Source organism: Embleya sp. NPDC001921, assembly GCF_053594475.1.
In genome coordinates this window covers 85,749-107,904 of record NZ_JBSFEO010000037.1, presented here as the reverse complement: position 1 = coordinate 107,904, position 22,156 = coordinate 85,749, and the positions used below count along the sequence as shown (strand labels likewise).

At 72.1% G+C, this 22,156-nt stretch carries 17 protein-coding genes; 16 read left to right on the top strand and 1 reads right to left on the bottom strand.

Going from position 1 to position 22,156, the window contains the following annotated elements:
- Positions 1-51 precede the first annotated feature (51 nt).
- From ACWCPW_RS35410 to ACWCPW_RS35360, 11 genes are all read left to right on the top strand, one after another.
- The gene (locus ACWCPW_RS35410) at positions 52-1,341 is read left to right on the top strand and encodes a cytochrome P450 (RefSeq protein WP_449765673.1); all 1,290 of its coding nucleotides are present in this window, start codon (positions 52-54) and stop codon (positions 1,339-1,341) included.
- Between the two features lie 592 nt (positions 1,342-1,933).
- Positions 1,934-2,677: an SAF domain-containing protein gene (locus ACWCPW_RS35405; protein WP_449765672.1), complete on the top strand. Its 744-nt coding sequence runs from the start codon at positions 1,934-1,936 to the stop codon at positions 2,675-2,677.
- Positions 2,674-3,630, top strand: a complete 957-nt coding sequence (locus ACWCPW_RS35400) for a hypothetical protein (RefSeq protein ID WP_449765671.1) — start codon at positions 2,674-2,676, stop codon at positions 3,628-3,630. The genes ACWCPW_RS35405 and ACWCPW_RS35400 overlap by 4 nt, the downstream gene beginning before the upstream one ends.
- On the top strand, positions 3,620-5,473 hold the full coding sequence (locus ACWCPW_RS35395) for an ATPase, T2SS/T4P/T4SS family (RefSeq protein WP_449765670.1): 1,854 nt from the start codon (positions 3,620-3,622) through the stop codon (positions 5,471-5,473). The genes ACWCPW_RS35400 and ACWCPW_RS35395 overlap by 11 nt, the downstream gene beginning before the upstream one ends.
- Before the next feature lie 5 nt (positions 5,474-5,478).
- On the top strand, positions 5,479-6,450 hold the full coding sequence (locus ACWCPW_RS35390; RefSeq protein WP_406299086.1) for a type II secretion system F family protein: 972 nt from the start codon (positions 5,479-5,481) through the stop codon (positions 6,448-6,450).
- The gene (locus ACWCPW_RS35385) at positions 6,447-7,322 is read left to right on the top strand and encodes a type II secretion system F family protein (protein ID WP_395859597.1); all 876 of its coding nucleotides are present in this window, start codon (positions 6,447-6,449) and stop codon (positions 7,320-7,322) included. Before ACWCPW_RS35390 ends, ACWCPW_RS35385 begins: the two co-directional genes overlap by 4 nt.
- Positions 7,323-7,510: 188 nt before the next feature.
- Positions 7,511-7,813 carry a hypothetical protein gene (locus ACWCPW_RS35380; RefSeq protein WP_395859596.1) on the top strand — a complete coding sequence of 101 codons (303 nt, stop codon included), beginning with the start codon at positions 7,511-7,513 and terminating at the stop codon, positions 7,811-7,813.
- 19 nt (positions 7,814-7,832) lie between these two features.
- Positions 7,833-8,273, top strand: a complete 441-nt coding sequence (locus ACWCPW_RS35375; RefSeq protein WP_449765669.1) for a TadE family protein — start codon at positions 7,833-7,835, stop codon at positions 8,271-8,273.
- 17 nt (positions 8,274-8,290) lie between these two features.
- Positions 8,291-8,725, top strand: a complete 435-nt coding sequence (locus tag ACWCPW_RS35370; protein WP_449765668.1) for a TadE family protein — start codon at positions 8,291-8,293, stop codon at positions 8,723-8,725.
- Positions 8,722-9,195, top strand: a complete 474-nt coding sequence (locus ACWCPW_RS35365) for a pilus assembly protein TadG-related protein (protein ID WP_449765667.1) — start codon at positions 8,722-8,724, stop codon at positions 9,193-9,195. The genes ACWCPW_RS35370 and ACWCPW_RS35365 overlap by 4 nt, the downstream gene beginning before the upstream one ends.
- Positions 9,192-13,964, top strand: coding sequence for a LysM peptidoglycan-binding domain-containing protein (locus ACWCPW_RS35360; RefSeq protein WP_449765666.1), 4,773 nt, complete (start codon positions 9,192-9,194; stop codon positions 13,962-13,964). The genes ACWCPW_RS35365 and ACWCPW_RS35360 overlap by 4 nt, the downstream gene beginning before the upstream one ends.
- 102 nt (positions 13,965-14,066) lie before the next feature.
- Here ACWCPW_RS35360 and ACWCPW_RS35355 read toward each other — a convergent pair whose 3' ends face one another.
- A complete protein-coding gene (locus ACWCPW_RS35355; protein ID WP_449765665.1) occupies positions 14,067-14,633 on the bottom strand; it encodes a prepilin peptidase in 567 nt (188 codons plus the stop codon).
- A gap of 255 nt (positions 14,634-14,888) precedes the next feature.
- On the opposite strand from ACWCPW_RS35355, the gene ACWCPW_RS35350 reads away from it, so the two are divergent.
- The 5 genes from ACWCPW_RS35350 to ACWCPW_RS35330 are packed head-to-tail and all read left to right on the top strand — an operon-like array spanning position 14,889 to position 22,102.
- A complete protein-coding gene (locus ACWCPW_RS35350; RefSeq protein ID WP_449765664.1) occupies positions 14,889-15,833 on the top strand; it encodes an AAA family ATPase in 945 nt (314 codons plus the stop codon).
- Positions 15,830-16,828: a hypothetical protein gene (locus ACWCPW_RS35345; RefSeq protein WP_449765663.1), complete on the top strand. Its 999-nt coding sequence runs from the start codon at positions 15,830-15,832 to the stop codon at positions 16,826-16,828. Before ACWCPW_RS35350 ends, ACWCPW_RS35345 begins: the two co-directional genes overlap by 4 nt.
- The gene (locus ACWCPW_RS35340) at positions 16,825-19,866 is read left to right on the top strand and encodes a hypothetical protein (protein ID WP_449765662.1); all 3,042 of its coding nucleotides are present in this window, start codon (positions 16,825-16,827) and stop codon (positions 19,864-19,866) included. The genes ACWCPW_RS35345 and ACWCPW_RS35340 overlap by 4 nt, the downstream gene beginning before the upstream one ends.
- Entirely contained in the window at positions 19,863-21,200 is a 1,338-nt protein-coding gene (locus tag ACWCPW_RS35335) for a toll/interleukin-1 receptor domain-containing protein (RefSeq protein WP_449765661.1), read from the top strand. The genes ACWCPW_RS35340 and ACWCPW_RS35335 overlap by 4 nt, the downstream gene beginning before the upstream one ends.
- Complete coding sequence (locus ACWCPW_RS35330; RefSeq protein WP_449765660.1) at positions 21,197-22,102, top strand: DUF4231 domain-containing protein; 906 nt, start codon at positions 21,197-21,199, stop codon at positions 22,100-22,102. Before ACWCPW_RS35335 ends, ACWCPW_RS35330 begins: the two co-directional genes overlap by 4 nt.
- Positions 22,103-22,156: the final 54 nt, after the last annotated feature.

The following is a 22,156-nucleotide window of genomic DNA, read 5'->3' as shown; positions in this document are numbered from 1 at the left end:
CGAGCCCCGAACCTCGAGTCGGGAGCCGGCCCCAGGTCAAGGAGTCGCAGCGTGGTCCCGATCGCCCCGGGTGCACTTCCGTTGCTCGGCCACACCCCGGCGCTGCTGCGTGACCGCTGGGACTTCGTGTCCTCGCTGCGGGCCCACGGGCCGATCGTGCGGATCCGGGTCGGGCCGAAGGAGCTGTACGTCCTCAACGATCCGGCCCTGGTTCGGTGTGTGCTGGTCGAACACGCGGACACGATCGAGCGGGACGGCTTCTTCAAGCAGGCCCGGTTGCACATCGGCGACGGCCTGGCCGCGTCGGACGGGCCGCTGCATCGAAGCCAACGGCGGACGCTGCAACCCGCGTTCCAGCGCTCGCGGATCGGCGGGTACGTCGAGCTGATCCGCCGCCAGGCCGAGGAGGCGAGCGCGCAATGGTTGCCCGGGGCCACGCTCGCCCTCGATCGGGAGATGAGCGAACTCGGGCTCGGCACGCTCGGCCGGTTGATCTTCGGTGAGAACCCGGCGGCCGACGCGGCGGTGGCCGAGGTGCGGCGGTCGTTGCCGGTGTTCATCCAGGAGGTGTTCACCCGGACCGTGTTGCCGGAGTGGGCACGGCAATTGCCCACTCCCGGCAACCGGCGCTTCGCCGAGACCGGCCGGCGGCTGCGTGAGGCGATCGCCTCGGCGGTGGACGCGGGCGCGGGGGAGGGTCTCCTGGGCGAGTTCGCCCGCATGGACATGGCGCCCGAACTGGTGCGCGACGAGGTCGTGTCGATGCTGATCGCCGGCAACGACAACACCAACGCCACCCTTTCGTGGGTGTTTCACGAGATCGGCCGGCACGAGGACGTGCGCAAGCGCCTGCACGCGGAGCTGGACGAGGTGCTCTCCGGCGGGCCGGTGACCGCCGAGAACATCGGCGCTCTCGTATATACAAGGTGTGTTGTCGACGAGACGCTGCGGTTGTACGCGCCGTGGCTGGTGGTGCGCCGGGCCAATCGCGACGTGGACGTGATGGGACATCACATCCCGCGCGGAAGCGACGTGTTGTACAGCCACCACGCGCTGCACCGGGATCCCGGGCTGTTCCCGGAGCCCGAGCGCTTCGACCCGGACCGGTGGACGGAACCGGGCTATCGCGGGCAGGTGCGCGGCGTGTACATGCCGTTCGGGGCGGGCGTGCATCGGTGCATCGGCGAACACCTGTTCCTGGCCCAGATCGTGACCACCGTCGCCGCGGTGTGCGCCCGCTGGCAGCTCGAACCCGTTCCCGGCAAGCCGTCCCGGCCCAGGACGAGCGCGCTGCCCCGTCCGGGCCGACTCCCGGTGCGGGCCGTCCGGCGCAGGCGCTGAAGTCGACGTCCACCGCGGGACCCGGGACCGCTGTCCGGGACGGGACCCCAGGCCGTCCGACAGCGGCCCACGCCCCGGTCGCCTGCACCTCGCGAGCCCGAACTGCCCACCCTGCCGCGCCTCCAGGCGACTTGGCGACACTTTCACCCGTTCGTCGGATTCGTCGAGGGGGCCCGAACAAGCGCACAGAGCGTGTCGAGTACCGTTCGAAGCGTCGGACCGGCGGTGCGTTATCACGTTCGGGCGATCACGGAGCGCGCAGAACTCGGCCGGCCAACAATTGCCCGAAAGTGCTTGCGGAGCGCCTCGTTTCGGGACCATCGTGGGGCCCGTTCGGTGTCCGGAACGAGATGCTTGCCCGTGATCTTGGGTGGGGTCGGGTTCGTCACATGGCGTCCCCGATCGTGCTGGTTGACGTGGTGGGAAGTCGTACCGGAAAGCTTCGAATGATCGACTTCGGCGGCTGTTTTCGGGCCGTTCACCATTCACCTGACAGTGTGTGTGGTGGAAGATACGAGCGGTAGCTCCGAAGTGGATCACGGTCCGCGCGGAACCTGGGTGGACCCGGCAGAGCAAGGGGGCGGAGCCGGTGGTGAAGGCAGCTACGGAACGGCCATCGGGCAACGGCGTGGCGCCGCAGGGCGCGGCCGCCGGTGCGATGCCGGTCACGCCTACGCGCAGCCTCGGCGCCAGACGCCGGCGGCCGGCGCTCATCGCGCTCTCGGTCGCACTGATCGCGGCCGGTGGACTCGGCTCGGCGGCGTTCTATCAGATGGGCGACGAACGGGTGCCCGTGCTCGCGGTCGCGCGTACCGTGCCCTACGGGCAGACCATCTCCGCCGAGGACCTGCGGGTCGTGGAGATCAACGACGCGCCGGGACTTCGTCCGATCGGCTCCGGCTCCAAGGCCGCCATCGTGGGCAAACGCGCGGCGGTCGAGCTGCGCGCGGGCACACTGCTGACCTCGGATCAGGTCACCGAGCGGATCGCGATCCAGCCCGGCGAGACGCTGGTCCCGATCGCCGTGGACGCGACCAGGATGCCGGTGCAGCGGGTCACACCCGGCACCCGGATCCTGGTCGTGACGGCCGCGCCCGGGGCCGGCGGCCCCGCCGGCTCCGCGCCCGCGCAGCCGGCCACCATCGCGGCCACGGTGATCCGCTCCAGTACGAGCGACCCGAACTCCGGCTCCGGCAAGTCCGTCCTGGACGTGGCGGTACCCGCCAAGGACGGTCCCGTGCTCGCCCTCCAGGTGGTCGAGGGCAGGTTCTCCATCGTCGTGCTGAACACGGGCAACGCGGACGCGGCGCCGGCCAGGACCGGAGGGGCCCCATGACCGTCGTCGCGGTCACCGGTGGCTCGGGCGCGCCCGGTGCCACCTCGACCGCGCTCGCACTCCTGCTCACCTGGCCGCTGCCGGCCGGTCGTCGGGTGATCCTGATCGAAGCCGATCCGGACGGGGGTTCGATCCTCGCCGGTGCTCTTCAAGGGCGGGTTTCGGCCGAATACGGCCTGCATCAACTGGGTGTGGCGCATCGTCAGGGAAACCTGGTCGACGCGTTCTTCCGGCAACTGGTGGACCTGTCCGACGGCCGCCGCGAACGGCTGTTGCTGCCCGGCCTCGTCGACCCCACACAGGCTTCCGGCCTGGCCTACACGTGGGATCCGATCTCGCAGCTCGCGGCCGGCCTGGGCAGCCAGCAGATCCCGCACGACGTGATCATCGACCTCGGCCGGCGCGGCACCACCGGCGCCTCGGCGATCGCCGCGCGCCGGGCCGACCTGGTACTGCCCGTCGTGCGCGGTACGTTGCCCTCGCTGGCCCAGGCGCACCCGCGGCTGGTCGCGCTGCGCAACGACCTCGACACGCACGGGACCGGCTCGGACTCGATCGCCCTCGTGGTGATCGAGCAGGGTCGCTACGCCCGGCAGGAGATCGGCAAGCACCTGGAGACGCCCGTCCTGGGCCTGTTGCCGTTCGATCCCGAGCGCGCACGGGTGCTCTCCGACGGCGAGGGCGACACCGGGAAGCGGTTCCTGCGCTCGAGGTTCATGCGCGCCGCACGCAGCACGGCGGAGGCCGCCCTCGCGTTGGCCGAACAGCGCCGGATGCGGTTGGCGCCGCGCCCCACCGGCGGCGAACTGCCGCCCGGACCCCAGGCGCCCATGCCGAGCGACGGCTGGGCGCAGGCGGCCGCGTACATCCGTCCACCGGCGGACTCCGAGGTCCGACCCGAGGCCGAACCGGCGCACCGGCCGGCCGGTGAGGAGGCGGGTCATGTTCGATAACGCGCGGCCCCTGCACCCGGATCCGCACAACAAACCGGAACCCGAACCACCCGCCGAGCCCGGCTACCGCCCGCACATGCACGTCGTGCCCGGGATCCCGGAGGCCGAGGACGTGCTGTACGCGCCGCCGCCACCGCCGTTGCGCACCTGGCCGGAGGGCTTCCAGCGGAGCACTCCGGGCGACCCCGACGCGGGCCCGGCGCCCACCTGGTCGGCGGGCGCGGGCTCGCTGACCCCTGCCGTCGGGCACATCCCGCCGCCGACGCCCGCCAACGGCACGCCGGTTCCGCCGGGCGCGCCGGCCCACCCGCACGCGCGGATGAACGGCGCGGCCCGGCACCCGGACACCCGGGACGGCATGTTCACCGTGCCGCCGACCGCGAGCGTGAGCGCGAGCGGAGTCGGCACGGTCAGCCGCCGTCCCCCGGCCGGTGCGCCGTCCCCGACCGGCGCCGTCAAGCCGCCCCGGAACCCGTCCGGCGAACCCGTGGTGGACCCGGCCGTGGTGCGGATACTCAAGGACCGCGCGGCCGAACAACTGCACGAGTTCGACAAGATGTCGCCCGGGATGACCAACGGGGACCGCGAGCAGCGCGGCCGGGCGATCGTCGCCCAGGTCGTCGCCGAATGGGCCGACGTCACCGCACGCGAGCGCGGCATCTCCACCACCCCCGCCGAGGACCGGGCGATGGCCCGGGCGGTGTGGGACTGGCTGTTCCGGGCCGGGCCGTTGGAGCCGTATCTGACCGACCCGGCCGTGGAGAACATCCTGGTCAACGGCTACGACACGGTCTGGGTCGACTACGCCGACCGGCCGCGTGTGCAGGTACCGCCGCTGACCTCCTCGGACGACGAACTACGCGAGTTGCTCCGCGATCTGGCCCGGCGTCACGGCAGCGGTGAACGCACCCTGTCCACCGCGCAACCCACGCTGGCCCTGCGGCTGCCGGACGGCTCGCGCCTCCAGGCGATCACCGAGGTCACTCCGCACACCTATGTGACGATCCGTCGGCACCGGGTGCGCGACGTACGCCTGGCCGAACTGATCGGCCTGGGCACGCTGGATCGGACCCTGGCCGCGTTCCTGGGTTCGCTGGTTCGGGCGAAGAAGAACCTGATCATCTGCGGGACGCAGGGCGTGGGCAAGACGTCGCTGCTGCGCGCGCTGTCCCACGAGATCCCCCGGGACGAGCGGATCGGCACCTTCGAGACCGAACTCGAACTGTTCCTGCACGAGTTGGGGCATCTGCGCCAGGTGGTCGCGATCGAGGCCCGGGAGGGCAACGGCGAACGCGGCATCGACGGCAAGTCGGCGGGCGAGTTGACCATCGGCGAACTGATCCCGTCCGCACTGCGCATGTCGCTGTCCCGGATGATCGTCGGTGAGGTCCGCTCCAGCGAGATCGTGCCGATGTTGCGGGTGATGACCAACGGCGAGGGCGGCTCCATGTGCACGCTGCACGTGCGCGAGCCGGACATGATCTTCGACCGGATCGCCGAACTCTGCCTGGAGTACGGCGCGCACATGAGTCCCGAACTGGCCTACCGGCTCGCCTCGAACGCCGTCGACTACGTCGTCTTCGTGCGGATGATCGACGAGACGGCGATCGGCGGGAAGCGGCATCGCTTCGTCTCGCACGTCCTGGAGGTGACCGGGATGGGCGAACACCGCCGCCCGGCCGTGAACACGATCTTCGCGCCGACCAGCGACGATCCGCGCGGCGTGGCCCGGATGTACCCCTCGGACATGCCGGACCTGATCCGGGCCGGCTTCAGCCCGCACCTGCTGGACGAACCGCACGGCTGGCGTCCGTTGCAGCTCAAGCTGCATCAGGTCGGGTGAGGGGCATGGGAGACGCGCTGTTGGTCGCGGTGTGCGGATGCCTGCTGGTCGGCGGTCTGATCGGTCTGGTGGTCGGCCTCGTCGGCACCTACGACGATCCGACGCCCAAGCCGCCCGGACGGCTGGAGTTGGCGGTACGGCGGTTGCGGTCGGGGCCGGTGAGCGCCCGACAGCGCACCGCGCGCCGGATCCGGCTCGGCATCGGCATCGCGGCGGCGGCCCTGGTCTGGCTGTTCACCGGGTTCCTGGTGGCCGGGCTGCTCGTGATCGCCGCGTTCAGCGGGCTTCCGTGGCTGCTCGCGCCGACCAAGAGCGATCGCACCATCATCAACCGACTGGACGCGCTCGCCGAGTGGACCCGGCGGATCGCCGACCTGATCGAATTGGGCGCGGGTCTGGAGAACGCGATCCTCACCTCGCGGGCGACCTGTCCGGAGCCGATCGTCGAGGAAGTCGGCGATCTGGTCAGCCGCTTGCAGTCGCGGTGGCGTCCGGACGAGGCGTTGCGCGCGTTCGCCGCCGACCTCGGCGACGCCACGGCGGACAAGATCGCCGCGGCGCTGATCCTGCGTGCCTCGGACCGCGGGCCCGGCCTGGCGATGGCGCTCAAGGATCTGGCCACGACGGTGCGCGAAGAGGTGCGTCAGCGCCGGGCGATCGAGGCGGACCGGGCCGGTGCCCGGATGGCGGTGCGCTGGATCACCTACATCACGCTCGCGGTGACCGGGCTGGTCGTGGTGATCAACCGCAGCTACGCGGAGCCGTACGGGACCGCGATGGGGCAACTGGTCCTGCTGCTGATGGCGATGGCCTACGTCGGCACGCTGATGTGGATGCGGGCGCTGGCCACGGACCGGGTCAAGCCCCGGTTCCTGGTCGCCGACCCGCGCAGCGTGGTCAAGGCCGCGCAGGCCGTGGACGTACAACAGGCGGACGGCGTGCACACCGCTCCCGTGTTGCGGGGTGAGTGGTCGTGATCCCACCCGTGATGATCGTCAGTGGTTGCGTGCTGGGTGCGGGCGTCGCGCTGCTCGTGCGCGAGCTGTGGCCCGCGCCACCGGACCTGGGCAATGCGCTGCATCGGCTCTCCGGAGCACCCAAGCGGCGCACCGAACAGACCGGCAGCAAGTACGACGACCAACTCGTCGCGCTGGCCCGACGGGTCCCGGGCTTTCGGGTGCCGCACCGTGAACTCGACCTGGTCGGCGAGACCGTCGCGCAGTTCGTGCGCACGAAGGCGTTGCTGGCCCTGCTCGGCCTGCTGCTGCCCGCGATGCTCTCCGCGGTGCTGGTGGCCACCGGTATCGGAGTGGCCTTCTACGTACCGCTGTTCCTGTCCCTGGCGGTGGCGGCGGGGATGTGGTTCATCCCGGACTTCGCGCTGCGCGACCAGGCCAAATTCGCCCGGATCGAGTTCCAGCACGCGGCGGCCGCCTATCTGGACCTGGTCGCGCTCGGCCGTGCCGGCGACGCGGGCCCGGCCGAGGCGCTGGAGCGGGCCGCGGCGGTGGGCGACGGCTGGGCGTTCGTCCGCATCCAGGACGCGCTGGCGCGGGCCCGGGTGGGCAGCGCCGACCCCTGGGACGGACTGCGCGACCTGGCCAAGGACCTCGACCTTCCCGAACTCGCCGACGTGGCCGACATCATCGAGATGGCCGGCACCGAAGGCGCCGCGGTGTACGGCACGTTGCGGGCCAGGTCGCAGTCGCTGCGCGTCGAGCTTCTCGCGAACGAGCACGAACAGGCGAACGCGGACTCGGAACGGCTCACCGTGCCCGGGACCATGCTCGTGGTGATCATGGGAATCCTGCTCGGATTCCCGGCGATATCCCGGATGTTCTCGGTATGAACCAGCTTCACGGTATGCACCGGCTTCACGGTACGAATCGGTGCCTTGGCGCGAATCGGCCTCTTGGTACGAAGCAATCTCTCGGTACGAAACAGCTTCTCGGTACGAATCAGTCTCTCGGTACGAATCGGCTTCTCGGTATGAACCACCTTCGGACCCCGAGCCGTTCTCCGGAAGGAGTACAGGCAATGCAGATCGGTTCCTCGTCCCCCGCGGTGCTCGATCGCGTGGAGACCGCCGTACACAAACTGGCCCCCGCCCCGATCGCCTTCGTGCTGATCGTCACGGGCGGTGTGGTGGACCGCTACCGGCGGCTGCGCAAGGAGCGCGACCACGGAGCGGTCAGCATCGAGACGGCGATCATCGTCGCGGTGCTGATGGTGGCCGCGGTCAGCGTCGCGGCGGTCATCTACACCATGTACAAGAAATACCAGGATGGGCTGAAGAAGTCCGATGACAAGTACCAGGAGCCGGTCCCCAACGCCGACTAGCGATTCGGACCACATCCTCGTGACCAAGGTGCCCCACGGCCACCCGTACGAAGCGATCCGGCGCCGCCTGCGCGAGGCGGGCGGGCCGGATCGTGGTGGCATGTCCATCACCATGGCGATCATCTTCCCGGTGTTCATCCTGGTCCTGCTCGCGGTGATCCAGGGCTGCCTGTGGTGGTACGCGCGAGAGGTGGCGATGCAGGCCGCCAAGGAGAGCGTCGAGGAGGCGCGGCGTCGCGGCGGCGACATCCCCGCCGCGGAACAGCGCGGGCGGGATGTGGCGAAGGACCTCAGCGGGGGAATGCTCAAAGACCTGAAGGTGGTTTCGGATCGGCAGGCAGAGCGGATCAGGGTGACCGTGCGGGGCACGTCGTTGTCGGTCGTGCCGGGGATCGGGAGTCTGACCATCACGCAGCACGCGGACGGCGTCGTCGAGCGGTGGACGACAGCGGGCCGATGAGGATCCGGGGGGCAAGGGTGTACAGGGGGAGCCCGCGGGCGGACGAGGGGTCGTTCGCCTTGGAGGCGGCGGTGCTCGCGCCCGTGTTGATCGCGTTCTTGTGTCTGATCATCGCGTTCGGGCGCACGACACTCGCCGGAAACGGGGTGGACGCGGCCGCGAAGGCGGGGGCGCGGGAGGCGTCGATCGCGCGCGACGCGGACCAGGCCGTGACGAACGCCAAGGCGGCGGTGGCGCGTTCCCTGGCACAGGACGGGATCGGCTGCAGGGCCGACACCGACGTGAGCACCGCCGGCTTCCGCGCCCCGGTCGGCACGGCGGCGACCGTCACGGTCACCGTCACCTGCAAGGTGTCCCTGTCCGACGTCGCCTTCCCCGGCATTCCCGGCTCGAAGACGATGAAGGGGCGTTTCACCTCCGTGATCGACACCTACCGGGAGAGGTCGCGGTGACGACCGGCCGGCGCCCGCGCGCGCACGCCGAGGGCGTCATCGGCGACCACCCCTCGGACCGGGGCTCGTTGGCCATCATGCTCGCGATCATGATGGCCGTGATCATCCTGCTCGTCGGGCTGGTCCTGGACGGCGGCGGCAAGTTGCGTACGGACTCCAAGGCCGACGCGTTCGCGCAGGAAGCCGCCCGTGCCGCAGGGCAGGCGATCGACCCCACCCAGGCCATTCCGGGCACCGCGATCGTGGTGCCGAGGGAGGCCGCCACGCGCGAGGCGCGCAGGTACCTCGCGTCCATCGATCCCGGTGCCATCGTCACCGTGACACCCGACGGTCGCAACGTCGACGTCTGGGTGACGCTTCACTACAAGACCAAGGTGGCCGCCTTCTTCGGCGTCTCCACCGTCACCGTCAGAGGCCATGCCCGTGCCGGGCTCGTCCATGGGATCCAAGCCCCGGAGGACGCACCGTGACCGTTACCCAAGGCCCTCGTCCCGGCTCCGGTCCCGGTACCCGGGCGCACGCTCGCAGCCGCGACGACCGCGGCCGACGCCGTGGACTCGGCCGCTTCCTCTTCGACTTCGTACGCGGCCTGCTCAGCCTCGTCGTCCTGCTCGCGTTGCTGGTCGGGCTGCCGGCGCTGCTCGTCGTGGCGACCACGACGCTGTTGCCGCACCGCCTGCCGGGGCTGGACGAGGTCACCAAGATTCTCACCGAGCCCGACGACGGGAGCGGCTTCATCGCCGCGCTCGCGATCATCGCGTGGATCGCGTGGTTGTGCTTCGCGATCTCCGTGGTGGTGGAAATCCCGGCGCAGGTACGGGGGTTGTCCGCGCCGCGGATTCGCGGTCTGGGCTGGAGCCAGAAGGCGGCCGGTGCGCTGATCGGCGGCATCATGCTGCTGCTACCCGCCGGTACCGCGTTGGCGGCCGGCGAGGCACAGGCGGCTCCGCATCTCTCGGAGCGTGTCGCGAGCGCGCCGAGCCGGGCCGTCGAGCAGGAAATCCCGGTCCGGGTACAGGATCCCGGGACGGGTTCCGGACCCACGCACACCGTTCAGCGCGGCGACTCGTTGTGGACGATCGCCGAGGAGCGGCTGGGCGACGGCAAACGGTGGACGGAGATCGCCAAGCTCAACGACGGCAAGGTGATGGCGAACGGGCAGCGGTTCGACTCGGCGGACTATGTCGAGGAGGGCTGGGTGCTGACGCTGCCCGCGAATGCGGCGCCGCCCGCCGAGGTCAAGTCCGCGCACGCGCCGGACACCGGACCCGGGGACCGGCGCGACGACAGGAAGGCGCTGCCGCAGACGGTCACGGTCAAGCCGGGCGACACGCTGTCGGACATCGCCGAGGAACTGCTGGGCGACGGCGACCGCTACCCCGAGATCTTCGCCGCGAACAAGGACAAGCCGCAGCCGACCGGTTCGGCCCTGACCGACCCGAATGCGATCGAGCCCGGCTGGACGCTCTCCATCCCGGGCGCCGGAGGCACCGAGGCCCAGCAGCCGCAAACCCCCCAGCAGCAACAGCCGCCCCAACAGCAGCCGCCCCAACAGCAGCCGCCGCAGCAGCAGGCACCACCCCAGCAGCAGGCGCCTCAGCAACAACCGCCCCAGCAGCAGGCGCCCCCACAGCAGCAACAGCAGCAACAGCCGCAGCAACAGCAGAAGCCGTTCGTCGAGACCCCGCCGCAGATCGCCAAACAGGATCCGGTCGCGGCGCCGAGCGCTCCCGCCGAGTCCGGCCAGGCGCCGAAGCAGAACGCGGAGAACAGCAATCCCACCGGGAGCCGCGCCGAGGCGCCCAGCCCGGGTGGCGACGAGCGTTCGCTGCCGGTCGGCGCCATCGCGTTGGGCGCGGTGGGCGCGGCGGCGGTGCTGGGCGCGTTGCTGGTGCGCCGTCGACTACAGCAGTCGGTGCGTCGGGACGGCCGGCGGATCGCGATGCCCGCGCCGGAGGCCGCCGACCTCGAACAACAACTGCGGGCCACCGAAACCCCGGACGCGCTCGACCTGTTCGACCGCACACTGCGCACGCTGTGCGCGCGGATGTCGGACACCGGACGTACCCTGCCGCTGATCGACTCGGTGCAACTGACCGACCGTCAACTCGAACTGCACCTGGCGGCCCCGTCACCGCCGCTGTATCCGTTCGAGGCGGTGCACGGCGACCACATGCACTGGACCTGCCCGGCGGACGCCGAGTTGCTGCACAGCAGTGCGGCGGCCAACGTCCCGGCGCCCTACCCCGCACTCGCCGTGCTCGGCGAAACCGACGACGGCAGGCAACTGCTGGTGGACCTCGAGTCGCTCGGGGTGGTCGGACTGACCGACGGATCGGGTGAGGACAACCTCGCGGTGCTGCGCGCGCTGGCGGTCGAACTGCTCTCCAACGTGTGGAGCGACGACCTGTGTGTGACCGTGGTCGGCTTCGGGCGCGAGTTGCGTGACGTGGAGCGCGAGGGCCGGCAACAACTGCGCTACGCCTACTCGCTGGACGAGGCGCTGGGCCGGTTGGCGACCTGGTCCGACGAGGTGGTCGGGCTGCTCGACGACGCCAGACTCACCTCGCCGCGCCAGGCCCGGACCAAGGGCATCCTGCCCGACACGTGGCCGCCGGAGATCGTCCTGTCCCTGGAGCCGCTGACCGAGGCGCACGTCGCGCACATCCAGCGCCTGACCAACACCTATCCGCGCGCGGCCGCCGCGATCATCGCGCCGATCCACGCCGAGCCCTGGCTCAGTGGGCTCGGTGTGACCCGATTGCCCACGATGCCCGGGGTGGTGACGCCGAGTCGGATCAACACCGATGTCCACGTGCAGCGTCTCGAAGACCCGCAGTACCAGGCCCTGGTGAGCATGTTCACCGTCTCCAAGGACCTGGACGGCGTGCCCGCCGAAGAGCCGCTGATCCCGGTGCGGCGCACCGAGCGCGCGCCGGAACCGGCGCACGCGGGGGCCGCGTCCGTCGGCGGCAGCATGTCCACGGCCGCGTGGTCCGCGGTCGGCGGCATGGAGCGGCCGGCCCGGGTGGGCGGCGGCATCGCCACCGAGGCCGACGCCGGGGCCGAGCCGGTACCCGGCTACTACCAGCCGGATCCCACCGATCCGGAGCCGGACGAGCGGGCGTTCGCCGCCCCCGGACGACCCGCGGCCGGTTCGGGACGGGACGCGCGGGTCGGCTCGGGTCCGGGCACGGGTCCCGGATCCTGGGGCACGGCCGTATACCCGCTCCCCGGAGGGCCGTTGGCACCTCCGGAGCGGATCGAGCGGCGGCTCGGATCGACCGAGGACACCGGTTCGCTGCCGCTGCCCTGGCTGCCCGAGGAGCCGCACGAGTACGACGCACAGTCCCCCGACGACGTCGAGCGCCCCTACGAACCTCAATTGTTCCAGCCGCCGGTGGTCGGTCCGGACATCGGCCCGACGGAGCCGCCGGCGTACTCGGAACCCGCCGACGCGGCGGGGCCGGCGGCCGAGGTGCGGGCCGGGGAATCGACCGACACGGAACCCGCGTACCCGCAACAGTCATATGCCGAACCGCCCTATGCGGAACCGCCGTACGCGCATCCGCCATATGGCGGCGAAGCGCCTGTGACGCCATCCTTCGAGGAGCCGGCCGCCGAGGGGTCGGTCCGCACCGGGTCGGTGTACGCCGACCCGAACGCCCAGGAGGCCGTCGTCGCCACGCCGGACCGGCAGGAAGCGGCCCCGGGGACGGTGGAATTCGAGGTGGCCGCGCTCGGGACCGCGGTGTCCGAGGCGGCGGACCCGGCGGACTCGACCCTCGGCGAACCGGTGTTCGGAATGCCCGTGGTTCCGGAACGGCGCGCCGCGCACGACCCGTTGGTCGACGAGCGGACGCCCGAGGACACCGGGCACGACGAAATAGGACTCGAAGGGGTGGACGATCCCGAGGACCACCCCTACGCACCCGCCGGGGACGCCGGACGACCGGCCGACTCGGTGGCGGCCGCAGAGGCCCCGGACGAGGGAACAGCAGTGCCGATCGAGGCTCGGACCAGCACCGGAGAACAAGCCGCGCCGTGGGATGTCGAGGAGGCCCCGGAGGGCGCCTACGCGGCCTACCCGGCCCACGCCGCCAATGGGCACGGGGGCGTTCGGGCCGACGTGCTCACCGGTCCTGGGGTCCAGGTCCTGGGCCCGGACGACGAGGTCGACCTGATGCAGGGCGGCGAGCGCGGGCGCACCGCCCCGGCGCCGGCCGAGCAGGCCCGTGCGGTGCCCCGGACGGCGGATGGCGTCGCGGGCGGCGTCGAGATGCCGTCCGCCGAGTACTGGGGCGCGCCGGGGCAGGTGCAGGAGGGCCTGACCGTCCAGGAGGGCCTGACCGCCGAGGACTCCGGCATGTTCCTCGTGGTCGCGCCGGAGGCGGAGGCCGCCGTGGTGGACGCCCCGGAAGTGGGCTCGACGTGGGACGTCGCGCCGCCGGTCGCCGCGCTCCCGGCCGAGGCGCCGGCGGCGCCGGGTCAGGCCTCGGAGGGCTTCGCGCCGACCTACCCGGAGATCCGGATCCTGGGCCAGGTCGATCTGATCGGCGTGGGCGAGGAGGTCGAGCACGGCCGACGCGCACGGCTCACCGAACTCGCGGCGTGGATCGCGCTGCACCCGGGCCGTCCGCTGACCGAACTCGACGCCGCGGTCTGGCCGCTGGGGGTCACCGCCACCGCGCGCAACTCGGCGATCAGCCAACTGCGCCGCTGGGTGGGCATCGGCCAGGACGGTACGAGCCACCTGCCGGCGGCGGTCGGCGGCGAGGGCTACGCCTTCGGGCCGGGCTTCGCGTGCGACTGGTTCCGCTTCCGTGAGTTGGTGGCGCCCGGCCTGTACGGGAACCACGAGGTGGCGATGGACTACGCGAGGGCCCTGGACATAGTGCGCGACGCGCCGTTCGACGGGGTGGGCCCGCGTCGCTACGTCTGGGCCGAGCCGTTCCGTCAGCAGATGATCGCCGAGATCGTCGACGTGGCCGCCCGACTGGCGGACTACCACCTGGACAACCACGACCCGCAGGCCGCCAAGCGCGCCTGTTCCGTCGGCCTGGTGGTGTGCCCGGAGTCGCAGATGCTCTACCGCACGATGTTCCGGGCGACGCACATAACCGGCGATCGTGCCGAGTTGGACTACTACGTCGACCGGTTGGACGGACTGCTCGCCGGCCTCGGCGCGGAACCCGAGCCGCTCACCGTGGAGTTGTTGCGGGACCTGTTGGACGACTGACCCGACGGTGGGCGGATCGGCGCGGTTCGCCGGTCCGCCCGCCGGATCGGGCATGACGCGGGCCGGATCGGGCATGAGGCGGGCCGGGTCGACCGGGCCCGGTCAGGCCCCGCGAATCAACAGCACGAGTACGGCCGCGCCGAGCAGGAACGGGCCGAACGGGACCACGCTGCCCCGACCGGCGCGCCGAGTCGCGGCGAGCGCGATCGCGTACAGGCCCACGCAGACGTACGCCAGGACCAGCCCCTGTACGAGCGCGGACCAGGACAGCCAGCCGAGCACCAGGCCGACCAGGCCGGCCGCCTTGGCGTCGCCCAAGCCGATGCCCAGACCGCAGAGCGCGAGCACGAGGTGCAGGGCGTACGCCGCGGCCATCGCGAACAGCGCGCGCAGGTAGGCGTCCCAGTCCAGCGGGGCGAGCAACAGCGCGGCGAGCACGGGATAGCCGGGCAGGGTCAGCGGATCGGGCAGCCGCATCAGCCGGGCGTCGCACACCACGAGTGCCGAGGCGAGCAACGCGAAGACCAGGAAGGCGGGCAGCACCGCCTGGATGCCCACCCGCCACGACAACGCGCCGGCGGTGAGCACGAACGCGACCGCGATCACGAGTCGGTCGCGGCGCAGCACGCCGGCGGTGTCCGCGTCGAGATGGATCGGAGATATCCGCACGGCATCGGATCCTGTCAGACCGACGAGCGACTCGGCACCGGGCCCGCGGGACTCGCACGCCGCCGCTGTGCCATCCGGGTGGAATCCCACGCCGTCCCGGCACCGGATCGGGCACCGGGCCGGGACGGATCCGGGCCGGATCGGGGTCGAACCCGGGTCGGACCGGGATCGAACCGGGATCGAACCGGGTTCGGATCGCGCCCCCTTGTGCCGGAATCCGTACCGAGGCACCCGGTCGGGCGGCACACTGGGGACGTGTCCAAAGCCATGGCGTTCGACCCGTTCCGGCAGCCTCCTCCCGCGTCCGCACCGGAGTTCGGAGACGGCGGGACGACGTCGGACCACGGCGTATACGTGTTCGACGACGAGCGCATCGTGCTCGCGGTGAACGTCGCGCTGGCGACGCGGCGGCCGTTGCTGGTCTTCGGGCCTCCGGGGTCGGGCAAGTCCACGCTCGCGCCGAACGTCGCGCGTCACCTGGGGCGGGTCTGCCACACCGAGGTGATCACCGCGCGCACCGAACCCGAGGACCTGCTCTGGCGGTTCGACGCGCTCCGCCGGCTCAACGACGCGCAGGTCCGCGAGGTCGCGCCGACGATCGGCGCCTACTGTGCGCAGGGCGTGTTGTGGAAGGCCTTCGATCCGTATCGCACCGCGCCCGGGCGGGCCACGCGGGCGCCGGAGGACGGGCCGCTGTACGGCCGGCACACCGGTCCCGCTCCGCTGTCCGTGGTGCTGATCGACGAGATCGACAAGGCCGATCCGGACCTGCCGAACAGCCTGCTGGTGCCACTGGACACGCTGCGTTTCACCGGCCCGGACGGCGAGGAGGTGCGGGCGCGCCCGGGCGCCGAGCCGCTGGTGGTGATCACCAGCAACAACGAACGGGAGTTGCCCGCGCCGTTCGTCCGCCGCTGCATCCTGCTCTCCCTCGAAGCCCCGGACCGCGCACATCTGTTGAAGGTGGCGCGCGGCCATCTCGGGGACGCCTGTGACGAATCCATGGCCGAGCAGGTCGCCGACCACCTGCTGAAGATCGCCAACGAATCCGAGTCGGCTCCGGGCCCGAGCACGGCCGAGTTCCTCGACACGTTGCGCGCGTGCCACGAACTGGGCGTCACCGCGGGCAGCCGTACCTGGGACCTGGTCGTGGAGGTCGCACTGAGCAAGGGCCGAGGGAGCGCGAGGCCACACGGGTGAGCGCCGGACGGGGGCAGGTCCATCTCGGCGACCTGGTCCGGGCGATCGTCGCGCTGGAGGTCACCGAGGTCGACACGGCGATGGAGATCGGCCGGGTGCTGGGGTTGTCCGCACCGGCCGACTCGGCACAGCCGGGACGCACTTCGGATCGGACCCCGGCGCCGGCGGAGGGCCCCGACGAGCCGCAGGGGGCCCGGGTCGATCCTCCCGTGGCCGTCAGCGCGCCCGCGCCGCCGTGGCGGGAGGCCGACGGCGGCTGCTCGTTGCTGGTGCTGCGTGAGCCGAGGCCGGGTGCGGGCCGGGTCGTGGCGACCGAGTCGGATGAGGCCGACGTACAACGGCTGTTGGACTCCGGCGCGGACGGTGATACGCCCGAACCCGTGTGGCCGAGGCGTTGGGCGCCGGGGGTGATGTTCGCGGCGACGTCGACCGACGTGATCGGTCGCGTACTGGACGAACGTGCGCTGATTCGCGGGATGGTCGATCGCGGGTTGGTTGGCAGGCTTCCCTTTCGAGCACGGCCGACCACGCGGCTGGGCATTCAACTCCTGCTGGACGGCGGCGAGTCGATGCGGCCCTTCCGATCCGACCAGCGATGGTTGCGCGAACTCGCGGACGCGGTGGTCGGGCGGGGCCGGGTCGAGGTGCTGCGCTTTCAGGGCACCCCGAGGCGCGGCGTGCGCGCGGTGGGACGCCGTGGGCCGGTGGCCTACCGGGCGCCCGCGCCGGGTACGCCTGTGGTGCTGGTGTCGGATCTGGGCCTGCGCAGGCTCCCGTTCAGCGCCGCCGCCGCGGCCGGTGCGGCCGAGTGGCGGGATTGGATCGACGCGGTACGTCGTGCCGGATGTCCGGTGGTGTGCCTGACGCCGTACGAGGCGCGGGCGCATCCGTGGGTGTTGCGCCGACGTGTGGCGATGGTGCCACTGGATCGGCGGACCTCGCTTCGCGCGGCGTGGCGGGAGAGTCGGCGGGCGGGGGAGGGGGTGCGGCGATGACGGGTCCACACGAGCCCTTCGACGCGCGCCCGGATCCGGGCCGCGAAGTCCCGCCTGAACTCGGCCGCGGCGGCCGACCGGAACCCGACCGCGATGCACGCCCGGAACTCGGCCGCGGCGGCCGACCGGAACCCGACCGCGACGCACGCCCGAACGGCGGCGGCGACCCGCCGCACCTCGACATCGCGTCGGACGGCGTCGAAGCCGAGGGATCGGCGGAGCTTCGCTATCTGCGGTGGCTGGCCGAGGCGGATCCGCCGTTGTACACACTGGCCCGAGCCCTGTGCCTGGCCCCGCACGCCGCCCCGGCGTTCGTTCGGCGGGCGCGGCTGACGTTCGTTCCGGCCAGTGCGGCGGGACTGGAGGCGGACCTCTGGTTCTCGCCGCTGATCGAGTCCGCCGACGCGCGGGCGCTCGTGCTCGATCCGCTGATCGCCGCCGGGTTGCGGCACGAACTGGCCCGGGAGCGATGGCAGTGGAAGGCGGTGCTCGACCTGACCGAGGACATGCAGCGCGACGCTCCGGAGTTGGTCCGGCGCTACACGCGACTCGCGCTGGCCGACGCCGGTGTGCGGTGGGTGGACACGGAAGCCGAACTGGCGGGCTTCGCCGCCGGGATCTCGGCCGGGGCGCCCGACGGTGCGTCGGCGGACGATCTCGCCCGCTGGCTCGTGCACTTCCTGCCCAGGCTGCCCCGGGTACTCGCGGCCGGAGCGCTCGCCCGCACACTGCTCATCTCGGCGGCGGCCCGGCTCGCGGTCGATCCGCCGGACTGGGTGGTCCAGCGGCACGGAACGGCCCGTTCCGCAGCCGCACGGACGGCCGTGACCCGCACGCCGGTGCGGGGCCACGTGGAACTCGGGGTGTATCTGGACGATGCCGGACTGACCCTCAGCCGCCCGCCGGCACCGGGCTCACGGGTGCTGGAAGTCCCGGGCGGGGAACGGATACGGGTCGAGCTGGCGGGGCCGGGAGAGGTCACGACACAGGGCCATACGGTGGAGATGGGGGCTGCCGAGTCGGTGCGGGTGCCGGTCGCTGTGTTCGCCGAACTGGCCGCGACGTCCACCGACCGGGATCCGCGGACGAGCCGCCGACTCACCAACACGCAGACGGTCTTCGGGGCCGCGGGCGCGTGGGCGGACGGCCGGCTCCGGGCGGTGCTGCGTCGGGCGGGCGAGGGGACGGAACTGCTGCTGTGGCAGGGCAAGCTGCGCCGGACCGTACCGCTGCGGGGAACTCCGCGCCTGCTGGCGGCCGATGACCGGACCGGGACGGTCCTGCTGGTGGCCGACGATCACTTGCTCGTCGTGCGGACCGAAGGGGCGGAGACGGTGTCCATCGGCGGCCTGGGGGAGATTCGCGACGCGGTCGTCGCCACACCCGACCCCTCGTCGCCGACGCCGTGTGTGGTCGTGGCGAACGAGCGCGGTGTGTGTACGGTCCGGCCGGACGCGCCGACGGATGCCCCGACGTACCTGTCCCGGTCTGCCGAAGTGGGCCTGCGGATCTGGGTCGGGCCCGAGTCGTCGGAGCTGGTGATCGTGCGCGGCAGCGCGGAACCGGAGTTCGTCGACCTCGCGGGAGGCGGCGCGACCCGGTCCGAGGCGCGCGCCGACGTGCTGCCGGTGACCGCGATCACCAGCGCGCACGGCGGCCGTCCGCTGCTCCTCGCGCAGACCGGGCCGCAACTCGTGCTGATGCCCACCGCCGACACGACCCATGTCGTCCGGGGCGGCGGCCTGAGCACGGACATCGTGTCCGTCGCGATCAGCCGCGGTGGGTCCAGGACCGCGGCCGTGGACCGGTCGGGCCGGCTGTTGAGATGGGACGGCGCGACGATGTCGGGTCGGATGCGCGAAGTGCCGCTCCCGTTCCCGGCGGCGAGTGTCTCGGCGGCGGGCCTGTGGGCGTTCACCGTGGTCGGCCGGGGTGGCCCGGTCGAACTGCGGGCCGAGGACGGCCGCACGGTGCTGCTCACGCCGACCCGGAACACGGACCCGGAGACGGGTTGGCTACGGGACACCCTGGTCGGCACGATGCCCGTGCGTGCCGGGGACCTGGAGTCCCTCGTGCGCTCGGGCATCGGCTGCGCATGTCTGCCCGTGCCGATGCGGGAGCCGACACCCGGGCGCCCCGGCTCGATGGCGGCCGGGGGGATCCTGCGCGCGGCGAGGGCGGCCGGGATCAGGATGCTGGTCGACGTGAACGTCACACCCGGTTCGGACGCCGCCCGGAACGACCGGGAATCCCGCTTGTTGCGGCATTGCGCCGAGTTGCTGGCGGCGGGTGCCGCGGGAGTCCGGGTGTTGCCGGCGCCTCGCGGTCCGAGTGGCGAAACCTGCACCGGCCGGGACGACCCGACGGTGGAATTCCTGCGAGCGCTGCGGCGGTTGGTCGACGGACATGCGGGACGGGTGCTCGTGCTCGATCGCGGTGCGGTCGGCGAGCCGGAACCGCGGGCCGGCGACGAGTGTTGCCATCTTGTGCTCGCCCAGGGCACTCGGTCGGTGCCGCAGGCGCTGGGGCTCTTGGCGACCCACGCACCGTTGGCGGACGCCGTACCCGACTGGACCCTGTCGCTGTCGACCGGCATCGGGAGTGACCCGGCGCGTGCGGGCGCGATGGCTTCGATCGCGCTCGCGCTACCGGGACTTCGAGCCGTGGCCGGGCTTCCCGTCGGCCCCCCGAGCGACGCCGTCGCCGCGCTGCTGCGGGTGCGCGGGCGGGAGCGGGCACTTGCCCGGGGCACCACGACCCGACTGGGGTCGGGCGACTCGGACGTCGTCGTGCTGTCGCGGCGACACGAGGACGACATCGTGGTCTGCGTGGCGAATCTCGGCACGCGGCGAGGCACCGTCGCGCTGACCACGCCCAGTCTGCCGCCCGGCAGGCTGGTGGACCTGCTGGATCTCTCGGGGACGCAACCGGCGCGCGCGCTCGGCGACAAGTCGCCGGCGATGATCGCCCTCGCCGCCCACGAATACCGCTGGTTCCGGCTGCTGACGTCCAATGAGCTCTACGCGAGCCGATCGTGACGGCCCATCACGTCTTCGACCGGCCGGGTGCCGCCCCGGCGCCCCGGCCGCGGATCTTCGTCAGCCACAGCACGCGGGCGAAGCCGGGACAGGTCTGCTGCCGATGCCTGGACGCGCGCGAAGCGTTGGTCGCGCGGTTGAGCGCCGAGGGCTTCGAGGCCGTGTACGACAAGGACTTCCTGCGCAGCGGCGACGGATGGCAGCAGGAGATCGCGCTGGAACTGCACGGCAGTCAGGCCACCGTGCTGCTGCTGTCCCGGCACGCGCTGGAGTCGGCGAACGTCGGCTACGAGGCCAGCATCGCGGACGGCCGGCGGCGGGCGGACGCGCGATACCGCTTCATCGCACTGAAGTTACCGGACGTACGCCGCGTCGATCTGGCCGCGAGTGCGCTCAAGGCGATCCATCTCGGGGAGGTGGACATGTGCGACTGGGCCGACGACGAGATCGCCGGCGGTCGGCTGCCGGCCAAGCTGTGTGCGGATCTGGCGCAGATCCGGTTGTGGCACCTGGACCGCTCCTCGCCCACGCGCAACGCGGTGACCGCCGCGCTGGGCGAGGCGTACGAGGGCCCGTTGCGGGCCGCCGCGCAGGTGCTGGGGGTGCGTGAGCGGCTGGACCGCGAAGTGCTCCGTGAGCGGCTCAGCGAGGCACTGTTGACCGAGCGCGCTCCGGCGCCCCGGCGCGAACCCGATCCGCTGGTACGGGCGTTGGGGCAGGTGTTGCCGGTGCTGCGGTCGGAGCCGGCGGTCACGGTGGCCGACCTCAGCGTGGTGTACGCGCGGGTGCCCACCCTGGCCGCCGCGCAACTGGGCGAGTTGCGCGGGCGCGAGGACGGACAGGTCGCCGTGCTCACCGCGACGCGGGACGGGACCCTGCGGGCGTACCTGCTCCGGGCCAGCGGACACCCGCGTCCGTGGCCGCACCTGGAGGTCACGGTGCCGGCCGGCGCCCGGATGGCGGCGGGTCTGATCGCCGCGATCCGGGACGCGGTGGCGGGGTACCTGGACTACGACGGCTACGACGACCCGGAGTTGGAGGGCGAGGCCGGGTTCCGCGATGTGATCGAGGCGCACGCGCTGGAGACCGGACCGATCGTGGTGGTCATCCGGCACCTGCCGGACGCGGCATTGGTGCGCGAGTTGCGGGTGGCGTTCCCGTGCCTGCTGTTGTTGTTCCTCACCGACCGGGTCGGCGCGTGCGGACCGATCGAGGCGATCGAGCTGGCACCGTTGACGCCGTCCGGTGAAAAGGAGTTGAGGCGTACGCACGGCCGGGCGATGCACCTGGCCGGACATCCGGAACGACCCGATCCGCCCAGGAGGCCCGCGTGACCGTCGGTACGGATCCGGTGCTGGAACAGACCTGGCACGCGCAGCGCCGCTGGTCGCTCGCCGCGTCGGCGGCCAAGGCGTCGGTGCAGCGATGGCGGCTGGTCCGGCTGGTGTTGGGGGTGTCCGGCGCGGTATCGGTCACGGCGGGCACGCAGGTGTCCGGCGATCCGGGCAAGGTGCTGGCGCTGATCGGCGCGCTGTGTGTGGGACTGGTGCCACTGGTGACGTCGCTGCGGTTGCCCCCGGCCCGGATCGAGGCCTGGACTCGGCTGCGTTCGGTCAGCGAGGGGCTCAAGAGCGAGGTCTACCTCTACCTGACGGTGAGTGATCCGTACCCGGGCGGAGTGGCCGAGCGGCGGGCACGCTTGTCCGCACGGCGTGCCTTTTTCGAGGACGAGGCGAGCGAACTGCTGGGCCTGCTGCCGTCGTTGGATCCGGCGCGGCAGCCGGCGCCGCCGGCCGTGCACGATGTGGACGGTTATGTGCGGGAGCGGATCGACGCTCAGGCGGACGGCTACTACCGGACGCAGGTGTCGCGGATGCGGCGGGGGCTGACCCGGATCCAGTTCGCCGAGTTCGTGTTGGCGCTCACCGGCATGGCGCTGGCGGCGGTGGCGGGCACGGTGGGCGGTGGTCGGCTCGGGGCGTGGGTGCCGGTGGTCACGACGGTCTCGGCGTCGGTGATGTTGTACGGATACGGCGTTCGGTACCAGGAGAACCTGATCTCGTTCGCCCGGACCGCCGAGCAGTTGCGCCGGTTGCGCGACGACCGGGTGGCGCGGATGCCGCTGGATCCGGCCGAGGAGGCGCGGTTCGTGGAGCGGTGCGAGAACGTCATCTCGATCGAGACGCAGGGGTGGATGGCGCGTGCGGCGCACTCGGATCCGGGGCCGCCGCAGTAGGCGCCGCGGAGGCGGGTGTTCGTCGGGCGGCGTCCGGAAGTGGGCGCGTGGGTG

Excerpts from the sequence above, each read along its gene's own strand:
- ACWCPW_RS35390 (WP_406299086.1), top strand. The coding sequence starts at position 5,479 with ATGGGAGACGCGCTGTTGGTCGCGGTGTGCGGATGCCTGCTGGTCGGC.
- ACWCPW_RS35400 (WP_449765671.1), top strand. The coding sequence starts at position 2,674 with ATGACCGTCGTCGCGGTCACCGGTGGCTCGGGCGCGCCCGGTGCCACC.
- ACWCPW_RS35395 (WP_449765670.1), top strand. The coding sequence starts at position 3,620 with ATGTTCGATAACGCGCGGCCCCTGCACCCGGATCCGCACAACAAACCG.
- ACWCPW_RS35380 (WP_395859596.1), top strand. The coding sequence starts at position 7,511 with ATGCAGATCGGTTCCTCGTCCCCCGCGGTGCTCGATCGCGTGGAGACC.
- ACWCPW_RS35340 (WP_449765662.1), top strand. The coding sequence starts at position 16,825 with ATGACGGGTCCACACGAGCCCTTCGACGCGCGCCCGGATCCGGGCCGC.